The sequence below is a fragment of the Immundisolibacter sp. genome (assembly GCF_028696615.1).
GTDB lineage: Bacteria > Pseudomonadota > Gammaproteobacteria > Immundisolibacterales > Immundisolibacteraceae > Immundisolibacter.
This window is the reverse complement of record NZ_JAQVGQ010000104.1, coordinates 1-8,876: the sequence shown is the minus strand read 5'-3', so window position 1 is coordinate 8,876 and position 8,876 is coordinate 1. Positions and strand designations below refer to the sequence as shown.

The 8,876-nt window shown below is 70.3% G+C and carries 8 protein-coding genes; 3 read left to right on the top strand and 5 right to left on the bottom strand.

The features are described 5' to 3' along the window. Window positions 1-10: 10 nt before the first annotated feature. Window positions 11-868, bottom strand: coding sequence for a formyltetrahydrofolate deformylase (gene purU, locus PHC73_RS08220; protein ID WP_300126620.1), 858 nt, complete (start codon window positions 866-868; stop codon window positions 11-13). A 134-nt stretch (window positions 869-1,002) separates the two neighbouring features. On the opposite strand from purU, the gene PHC73_RS08215 reads away from it, so the two are divergent. From PHC73_RS08215 to purT, 3 genes are all read left to right on the top strand, one after another. Next, a complete protein-coding gene (locus tag PHC73_RS08215) occupies window positions 1,003-2,478 on the top strand; it encodes an FAD-linked oxidase C-terminal domain-containing protein (protein WP_300126618.1) in 1,476 nt (491 codons plus the stop codon). Between the two features lie 2 nt (window positions 2,479-2,480). Beyond that, window positions 2,481-3,530: a glycolate oxidase subunit GlcE gene (glcE, locus tag PHC73_RS08210; RefSeq protein ID WP_300126616.1), complete on the top strand. Its 1,050-nt coding sequence runs from the start codon at window positions 2,481-2,483 to the stop codon at window positions 3,528-3,530. An 85-nt stretch (window positions 3,531-3,615) separates the two neighbouring features. After that, window positions 3,616-4,818 (top strand): formate-dependent phosphoribosylglycinamide formyltransferase, encoded by a 1,203-nt coding sequence (gene purT / locus PHC73_RS08205; RefSeq protein WP_300126614.1) that lies wholly within the window; start codon window positions 3,616-3,618, stop codon window positions 4,816-4,818. A gap of 55 nt (window positions 4,819-4,873) precedes the next feature. Here the strand turns inward: purT and PHC73_RS08200 are convergent, their stop codons facing one another. From PHC73_RS08200 to lon, 4 genes are all read right to left on the bottom strand, one after another. Continuing rightward, window positions 4,874-5,581 (bottom strand): CocE/NonD family hydrolase C-terminal non-catalytic domain-containing protein, encoded by a 708-nt coding sequence (locus PHC73_RS08200; protein WP_300126612.1) that lies wholly within the window; start codon window positions 5,579-5,581, stop codon window positions 4,874-4,876. Beyond that, entirely contained in the window at window positions 5,578-6,636 is a 1,059-nt protein-coding gene (locus tag PHC73_RS08195) for a CocE/NonD family hydrolase (protein WP_300126610.1), read from the bottom strand. The genes PHC73_RS08200 and PHC73_RS08195 overlap by 4 nt, the downstream gene beginning before the upstream one ends. A 237-nt stretch (window positions 6,637-6,873) precedes the next feature. Beyond that, a complete protein-coding gene (locus PHC73_RS08190) occupies window positions 6,874-7,194 on the bottom strand; it encodes a hypothetical protein (protein WP_300126608.1) in 321 nt (106 codons plus the stop codon). 103 nt (window positions 7,195-7,297) lie between these two features. Continuing rightward, the coding region (lon, locus tag PHC73_RS08185; RefSeq protein ID WP_300126606.1) for an endopeptidase La at window positions 7,298-8,876 on the bottom strand (1,579 nt) is incomplete at its 5' end.

The window sequence follows — 8,876 nt, the reverse complement described above, 5'->3', positions numbered from 1 at the left end:
CGGCCCTCGGTCAGTCGAACACGACCGTCTTGTTGCCGTAGGCCAGGATGCGGTGTTCGAGGTGCCAGCGCACGGCGCGTGACAGGACCATTTTTTCCACGTCGCGGCCTTTCTGGATCAGGTTCTCGACCTGGTCGCGGTGCGACACGCGGATCACGTCCTGCTCGATGATCGGCCCCTCGTCGAGGGTGTCGGTCACGTAGTGGCTGGTGGCGCCGATGATCTTCACGCCGCGGTCGAAGGCGCGGTGATACGGCCGGGCGCCCAGGAAGGCCGGCAGGAACGAGTGGTGGATGTTGATGATGCGCGCCGGGTAGCGGGCCACGAACTTCGGCCCCAGGATCTGCATGTAGCGCGCTAGCACGATCAGGTCCACGGCGTTTTGTTCCAGCAGCGCCAGCTGCGCGGCCTCGGCGCCGCCCTTGGTTTCCGGCGTCACCTCGATCAGGTGGAACGGAATGCCGTAGAACTCGACCAGCTGGCGCGTGTCCTGGTGGTTGCTGATCACCAGCGGAATGTCGCAGTACAGCTCGCCGGCGCGGTGGCGGTACAGCAGGTCGGCCAGGCAGTGGTCGTAGCGTGAGGCGAAGATGGCCACCCGCTGGCGGCGGTCGGATTCCTCGATGCGCCACTGCATGGCGTGTTTCTGGGCCAGCGGCGCGAACGCCGCCGCGAAATCGGCCAGCGGCATGTCGAAGCCGGTCAGCGCCCATTCCACGCGCATGAAAAACAGGCCGGCGGCGATGTCGACGTGCTGGTCGGCGTGCAGGATGTTGGCGCCGTGGCGATACAAAAACTCGGCCACGGCGGCGACGAGGCCGCGCTGGTCGGGGCAGGTGACGAGCAGGATGGCGGTGTTGCGGGACATAGCAACCGTATCGAGGTGCTTGGCGGGCGCGAACTATAGCAGGCCGCAAATCAAGCGCCTGACGCGTTTGATTTGGGGGCAAGCCGCCGGGTCGAGCGGTCCGCCGCTACCATTGCCGGCACGCCGGAGGAGTCATGAACGTCACCCCATCCACTGTCGATCACACCGCCCTGCTGGCGGCGCTGCGCGCCGTGCTGCCCGCCGACGGGCTGATCACCGACGAGGCCGAGCGGCGCGCCTACGAGTGCGACGCGCTCGCCAACTACCGTGCCCTGCCGCTGGCGGTGGCGCTGCCGGAAACCGTGGAGCAGGTGCAGACGCTGCTGCGACTTTGCCGGCAGTATGGCGTGCCGGTGGTGCCGCGCGGCGCCGGCACGGGTCTTTCGGCCGGCGCGCTGCCGCGCCCGGACGGCATTTTGCTGTCCATGACGCGCTTTGACCGCATCCTCGAAATCGACCCCGAAAACCGCATCGCCCGCGTGCAGCCGGGCGTGCGCAATCTGGCCGTATCGGAGGCCGCCGCCGCGCATGGGCTGTTCTATGCGCCCGATCCGTCGTCCCAGTTCGCTTCCAGCATCGGCGGCAACATCGCCGAGAACTCGGGCGGCGTGCACTGCGTGAAATACGGCCTGACCACGCACAACCTGCTCGAGGTGACGCTGGTGACCATGGACGGCGAACTGCTCACCGTGGGCGGCGGCGGTCTCGACGGGCCGGGCTATGACCTGCTGGCGCTGGTCACCGGCTCGGAGGGCATGCTGGGCGTGGTGGTGGAGGCGCGCCTGAAGCTGCTGCCGGTGCCCGAATCGATCGTGCTGCTGCAGGCGGCGTTTCCGGATCTCGAGCGCGCCGGGCGGGCGGTGATGGACATCGTCGCCGCCGGCGTGGTGCCGTCCGGGCTCGAAATGATGGATCAGGTGGCGGTCGAGGTGGTCGAGGGCTACATCCAGATGGGCCTGCCGGTGGACGCGGCGGCGCTGCTGCTGTGCGAGCTCGACGGCGCGGCGGCGCAGGTGGAGTCCCAGCTCGAACGGGTGACGGCGCTCATGCAAGCCTGCGGCGGTTACGACCTGCGCCTGGCGCGCGACGCCGACGAGCGCACGCGCCTGTGGGCCGGGCGCAAGGGCGCGTTTCCGGCCATGGGCCGGGTGTCGCCGGATTTCTACATCGTCGACGCCACCGTGCCGCGCCGGCACCTGCCGGGCATCCTGCGCCGCATCGGCGAACTGGCCGCCGAGCACGGCCAGCGCGTGGCGACGGCATTTCACGCCGGCGACGGCAACCTGCACCCGCTCATCCTGTACGACGGCGCCATCCCGGACGAGGTGGAGCGCACCGAGCGCCTGGCCGGGCGCATCCTCGACGAGTGTCTCGAGCTCGGCGGCACCATCACCGGCGAGCACGGCATCGGCGTCGAGAAGATCGACAAGGCCTGCAAGCAGTTCGCGGACGCGGTGCTCACGGACTACTTCGCCGTCAAGCGCGCCTTCGATCCGGCCGGTTTGCTGAACCCCGGCAAGGCCATCCCGACACTCGCGCGCTGCGCCGAGCTGCGCGGCAGCCACGTGCACCACGGCCAACTGCCGCACCCCGAGCTCGAACGGTTTTGAGCATGGATCAGGATCAGACCGAACCGCTGCTCGCCGCCGTGCGCGGCGCCATCGACGCGCGCCGCCCGCTGCGCGCCATCGGCCATGGCAGCAAGGCGTTTTATGGCGATGCTGCGGCCGGCGAGGCGCTGGATGTGAGCGGCCACCGCGGCGTGCTGAGCTACGAGCCGGGCGACATGGTCATCACCGCCCGCGCCGGCACGCCGCTGGCCGAACTCGACGCCGTGCTGGCTGGCCACGGGCAGATGCTGGGCTTCGAGCCGCCGCGCTTCGCCGGCCGCGGCACGCTCGGCGGCGCCATCGCGGCCGGGTTGTCCGGGCCGCGCCGGCCGTGGGCGGGGGCGGCGCGCGATTTCGTGCTCGGCGTGCGCGCCATCAACGGTCGCGGGCAGGTGGTGCGCTACGGCGGCGAGACCATCAAGAACGTCGCCGGTTACGACCTCGCGCGCCTGTATGCGGGCTCGCTCGGCGCCTTTGGCGTGCTGCTGGACGTGTCGCTGCGCGTGCTGCCGGTGCCGGAAACCGAACGTGCGCTGGTGCTCCAACCGTCCGACCCGGCGCAGGCCATGATCGACCTGCAGCGCCGACCGTGGCCGCTGTCCGGCCTGTGCCTGCGGGGCGGCCGGCTGCACCTTCGCCTGTCCGGTACCGCCGAGGGCGTGGCCGCGGCGCGGGCGCAGATCGGCGGCGAGGAACAGCCGGATGGCACCGATTTTTGGCGCGCGCTGCGCGACTGGGAGCTGCCGTTTTTCGGCGGGCCGGCGCCGTTGTGGCGCATCTCGCTGCCGCCGGCGGCAGCGCCGCTCGCTCTACCGGGCGATTGGCTGATCGACTGGGGCGGCGCCCAGCGCTGGCTGCGCAGCGAGGCCGCACCAGCGCAGGTCTGGGCCGCGGCTGGCGCGGCGCACGGCCACGCCACGCTGATGCGCGGTGGCGATCGCCGCGGCGGCGTGTTTCAACCGCGGTCGGCCGCGCAGGCCGCCATCGAGCGGCGCCTGAAGGCGGAGCTCGACCCGGCCGCTGTGTTCGCTGGCGGGCGGCGCGGCGCCTGATGCCATGCCGCGCCCCGCCATTTCCTGCAGCTTGCAGGGCGCGGCTTGCGACAATGCCGGCCCCGTCACACCACCGGAACCGTCCATGCTGATAGGCACCCCGCTCGCCGCCAATGCCACGCGCGTCATGCTGCTGGGGGCGGGCGAGCTCGGCAAGGAAGTCATCATCGCCCTGCAGCGGTTGGGCGTGGAAACCATCGCCGTCGACCGCTACCCGAACGCGCCGGGCCAGCAGGTGGCGCACCGCGCGCACGTGATCGACATGACCGACGGCGCGGCGCTGCGGGCGCTGGTCGAGGCCGAGCGCCCGGCGCTGATCGTGCCGGAGATCGAGGCCATCGCCACCGACGCGCTGCTCGCCATCGAGGCCGACGGTCTGGCCGAGGTGATCCCGACCGCGCGCGCCGCGCAGCTGACCATGAACCGCGAGGGCATCCGGCGCCTGGCGGCCGAGGAGCTCGGCCTGCCGACCTCGCGCTATGCCTTTGCCAGCAGCCTCGACGAGCTGCGCGCGGCGGCCGCCGACATCGGTTTTCCGTGCTTCGTGAAGCCGGTGATGTCCTCGTCCGGCAAGGGCCAGTCGCGCGTGACCGACGCGGGCGACATCGAGCGCGCCTGGCAGTACGCGCAGGACGCCGGCCGGGTGCGCGAGGCGCGCGTCATCGTGGAGGCGCAGGTGCCGTTCGAGTACGAGATCACGCTGCTCACCGTGCGCAGCCGCGGCGTGTACGGCGCCATCGAAACCGCCTTTTGTGAGCCGATCGGCCACCGTCAGGTGCAGGGCGACTACGTCGAGAGCTGGCAGCCGCAGCCGATGGGCGAGGCGGCGTTTGCCCGCGCGCGGGACATCGCCGGACGCATCACGGCGGCGCTCGGCGGGCGCGGCATCTTCGGCGTCGAGCTGTTCGTGCGCGGCGACGAGGTGTGGTTCAGCGAGGTGAGTCCGCGCCCGCACGACACCGGCCTGGTGACGCTGGTCAGCCAGCGGCTGTCGGAGTTCGAGCTGCATGCCCGCGCCATCCTCGGCCTGCCGGTGGAGGTGGACCTGCAGACGCCGGCGGCGAGCGCCGTGATCTATGGCCAGATCGAGGCCGCCGGCATCGCCTTTGCCGGCGTGGATGAGGCGCTGCGCATCCCCGGCACCGACATCCGCCTGTTCGGCAAGCCGCAGGCGTTTCCGCGCCGGCGCATGGGCGTGGCGCTGGCGCGGGCGGATGACATCGAGCTCGCCCGCCAGCGGGCGCGCGATGCGGCCGCGCGCGTGCGGCCGGTTGGGCCGGGAGCCTGAGGCGGCCAGACAATGCCGGCCGAAGGTGCGATCGCGCCTTCGGCCGGGGCTTGCGTCAGTGCCCGCCGCCCGGGATCACCGGCACCAGCAGGTGCGAGGCGTGCTCGCGGTCGCGGTACAGCTTGTAGTAGGTGAGCGTCATCGACGGCAGCGGGCCCATCACGTTCAGGCGATGGTGCCAGGGGATGTCGATCGGGTCGCAGGTGGCGATTTCGAGCTCCAGGCGCTCGCCGGGCCGGAACACGTACGAGAAGCTCGGCAAACCGATCGCGTAGTGGTTGACCTCGCCCGGCACCACCGGCTGCGGGTCCACGTGCGGGTGCACCGGATTCCAGGGCGTCGAGTTTTCCTCGTCGAGCGCGCGGTGCGAGGCCTTGAGCACGCCGCGGCACAGCGCAAAGCGCTCGCCACCCGGGCCGACCGCCCACAGCTTGGCGACGAAGGTGGCATCCGGCTGGTCGAGCGCGGCGTACAGGTTCAGCACCACCGGCCCCGTGATCTCCATCGGCGCGCTCATCGGCGGCGTCGAGTACCGCACCTGGCTGCGCTCGGTGGAGATGATCGGCGGGCGGTGCACCAGCGGATCGGGCTCGGCGTCGCTGGGCTCCGGCAGCGGTGCCAGCGCCCCGAACGGGCGCAGGTAAAGCCGGGTCCACTGCGTGCGCGCCAGCGGCCACTCGTGCTCGTAGCGGTACCGGTTGATGCCCATCACGTACAGGCGAATGGGCGGCTCGTCCATGATGCCGGTGTCGACGCCTTTCATCCAATGGTCGTACCAGCGCAGTGCCTCGTATTTGAGCTCCGGCGGGCCGGGCAGCTGGGTCTGGTTGTGATGGCCGAAGATGCCGGCTTTTTGGGTACGGCGAGCGCAGGATCGTTCATGTCGTCCCACACCGCCTGGATGAACGGCTTGAAGAACGGAATCCAGCAGCTGGCCGTGTACACCGGCACGCGAATGTTGCCGACCTTGTCGCGCGAGCGCCGGCGCGCCCAGAAGTCGGTGTTCTCGGGGTGCAGCAGCTGGTCGAAGAATGCCGTCTTGCGCCGCGCCAGCAGGCGCACGTAGTTGCTGTTGAGGGCGATGTCGCGGTTGTTGGCGATGGCGTTGAAGCGCGCCTCGAGCTCCTCCGGCGAATACAGCTTGTCGGATTCTGATTGAGTCGTATGGGCCGGGATTTCGCGCTCGAGTTCCCACCAGAACGGCTGGATCACGCCGCCCTCGTAGGCCACGCCGTAGAGGTCGTTGGCGGCCTCGTACGGGAAGATGGCCGCCAGATGCGGCGGCTGCTGGGCGGCCACGAAGCGCTGGATCATGCCGAACCAGGAGATGCCCATCATGCCGACCTTGCCGGTGCACCACCCCTGGGCGGCGATCCACTCGACGATGTCGTGGCCGTCCTGCTGTTCCTGCACACTGAACGGGCCGTTCCAGGCGCCCTCGGATTTGCCAAGACCGCGCTCGTCCGGGATCACGTAGGCGTAGCCGCGGGAGACGAAGAACTCGATGTCGCCGGCCTCGACGTTGTGGTCGAACACCCACGAATGGATAGGCTGGGCCGGGATGGGCACGCTCTGGCTGTCCTTGCCGTAGGCGGACAGGGCGAGTAAGCCCGGGAACTGGCCGGGCGCGTCCGGCCGGAACACGTCCGCGCGCAGCACCACGCCGTCGCGCATCGGCACCGCCACGTCGCGCTCGACCAGCATGCGGTACTGCGGCTTCGAGAGCTGTTCGACGTTCTTGAGGTAGCGCGCGTCCCAGTAGGCGGGGCGCGGCAGGCTGACTGCCGCCAGCGCGCGTTCGAGTTCGGCGTCCGTCATGGTCGTTGTCTCCTCGGGGCTTGTTGTCGTTGGGCCAGGCTGGCCGTGGGGCGCAGCATGCCGCGCCGTGTGGCGCGGGTGCAAGCTTGGAAACGCGCGGCGCGGCCTGCGAGGTAACGAGGCAGACGGAAAACGGTGCGGCGGGCAGCGCCCGCCCGATGCGCGAGACACCCGAGCGGGTGCCTGTGGTTGGCGTGCCCCGCCCAGGCAGTGCATCGCCCGGGCGCGGCCAATCACTCATTCGGCCGGGTTTTTCCAGCCCTTGCCCTGCGAATCCAGCGAGCCTTCGTTGCGATGTTCGAGGCCGAGGTTGGGCGCATGTTCCGTCTGCTGTTCGCCGGCACGGGAGCGCTCGATGGCGCGCTCGGCTTCGCGTTCCTGGGATCGCTCCAGGCCGCGGTCGGCGTCCGGCAGGGCTTGGCGGTTGCTGCTGGGTGGAGGCGGCGTGACGGCGTGTGAGTTGCCATTGCCGTGGCCCTTATTGTGGCCGGCCGCTGCGGCGGCGCCGTTGACTGCCAGCAGGGCGACCAGGCAGATGGTCTTCCAGGGTTTGTTCATGGTTCGGTCCTGTGTGAAAGGCCGGGCGACACACCGCCGCCCGGTGCCGGATTGGATTGCCTGAACGCCCGCGGGTTCCCACGCGGGCGCGTCGGGCGGTGCGTCAGCCGCCATCGGCCGCCAGTGCATCGGCGTCGTCCTGCGGGCACTCGAACACCGCCTGCAGCGCCTGGTCGACGTCGTCCAGCCAGATGAATTCGAGCTGCTCGCGGGCGCTTTGCGGGATGTCGTCGTAGTCCTTTTTGTTGCGCGCCGGCAGCATCACGCGGCGGATGCCGGCGCGGTGCGCGGCGACCACTTTTTCCTTGATGCCGCCCACCGGCAGCACCAGCCCGCGCAGGCTGCGGCCGGTGTGCAGCGAGGCCAGCGCCACGAACATGGCCACGCCCGCCGACGGACCGTCCTTGGGAATGGCGCCGGCCGGCACGTGCACGTGGATGTCGTGCTTGTCGAAAGACGCCGGGTCGATGCCCAGGCGCTCGGCGCGGCTTTTCAGCAGCGACAGCGCCGCCTGCACGCTTTCCTTCATCACATCACCCAGCTGACCGGTCAGGATCAGCTTGCCGTTGCCGGGCGTGCGGCTGGCCTCGATGAACAGGATGTCGCCGCCGACCGGCGTCCAGGCCAGCCCCGTCGCCACGCCGGGCATGGCGGTGCGCATGGCCAGTTCGGACTCGAACTTGCGCGGCCCGAGGATGGCCGGCAGGTCGCCCGCGTCGATGCGGTGCGGGCCGGTTTCGCCCTCGGCCACGCGCACCGCCACGTGCCGCAGCACGGCGCCGATCACGCGCTCGAGGTTGCGGCAGCCGGCCTCGCGGGTGTAGCCGTCGATTAGCTCGCGCAGCGCCGCGTCGGTGATCTCGGCCTGTTCGGGCGTCAGGCCGCAGGCCTTCAGCTGCCGGTCGATCAGGTAGCGGCGGGCGATCTCGAGCTTGTCCTCCTGCGTGTAGCCGGGCAGCTCGATCACCTCCATGCGGTCGCGCAGCGGCCCCGGGATGCTGTCGAGCACGTTGGCGGTGGCGATGAACATGACCTGCGACAGGTCGAACGGCACCGCCAGGTAGTTGTCGCGGAAGGTGTGGTTCTGCTCGGGGTCGAGCACTTCCAGCAGCGCCGCCGACGGGTCGCCGTGAAAGCCCTGCCCGAGCTTGTCCACCTCGTCCAGCATCAGCACCGGGTTGCGCGTGCCGGCCTTGCGGATGGCCTGGATGATGTTGCCGGGCAGCGCGCCGATGTAGGTGCGCCGGTGGCCGCGGATCTCGGCCTCGTCGTGCACGCCGCCCAGGGACACGCGCACGAATTGCCGGCCCATGGCGCGGGCGATGCTCTGCCCGAGTGAGGTCTTGCCGACGCCCGGCGGGCCGACGAAGCACAGGATGGGGCTCTTGCCGGCCGGCGCGAGTTTGTGCACCGCCAGATGCTCGAGGATGCGCCGCTTGATTTTTTCCAGATCCCAGTGGTCCTGGTCCAGCACCCGGCGCGCGGCGGCAATGTCCAGCGTGTCGGTGCTGAGCTTGCTCCACGGCAGCTCGGTCAGCCAGTCGAGATAGGTGCGCAGCATCGGGTACTCGCCGGAGGCTTCCGGCATGCGCTCGAGGCGCTTGAGCTCCTTGCGGGCGTGCTCCTCGACCTCCGGCGGCATGCCGGCCTTGGCGATCGCCGTGGCGATTTCTTCGATCTCG

What these genes read in the sequence shown, in the direction of transcription:
- glcE (WP_300126616.1), top strand. Translation starts at nt 2,481, where the DNA reads ATGGATCAGGATCAGACCGAACCGCTGCTCGCCGCCGTGCGCGGCGCC.
- PHC73_RS08190 (WP_300126608.1), bottom strand. Translation starts at nt 7,194, where the DNA reads ATGAACAAACCCTGGAAGACCATCTGCCTGGTCGCCCTGCTGGCAGTC.
- PHC73_RS08200 (WP_300126612.1), bottom strand. Translation starts at nt 5,581, where the DNA reads ATGAAAGGCGTCGACACCGGCATCATGGACGAGCCGCCCATTCGCCTG.
- PHC73_RS08195 (WP_300126610.1), bottom strand. Translation starts at nt 6,636, where the DNA reads ATGACGGACGCCGAACTCGAACGCGCGCTGGCGGCAGTCAGCCTGCCG.
- purT (WP_300126614.1), top strand. Translation starts at nt 3,616, where the DNA reads ATGCTGATAGGCACCCCGCTCGCCGCCAATGCCACGCGCGTCATGCTG.
- purU (WP_300126620.1), bottom strand. Translation starts at nt 868, where the DNA reads ATGTCCCGCAACACCGCCATCCTGCTCGTCACCTGCCCCGACCAGCGC.
- PHC73_RS08215 (WP_300126618.1), top strand. Translation starts at nt 1,003, where the DNA reads ATGAACGTCACCCCATCCACTGTCGATCACACCGCCCTGCTGGCGGCG.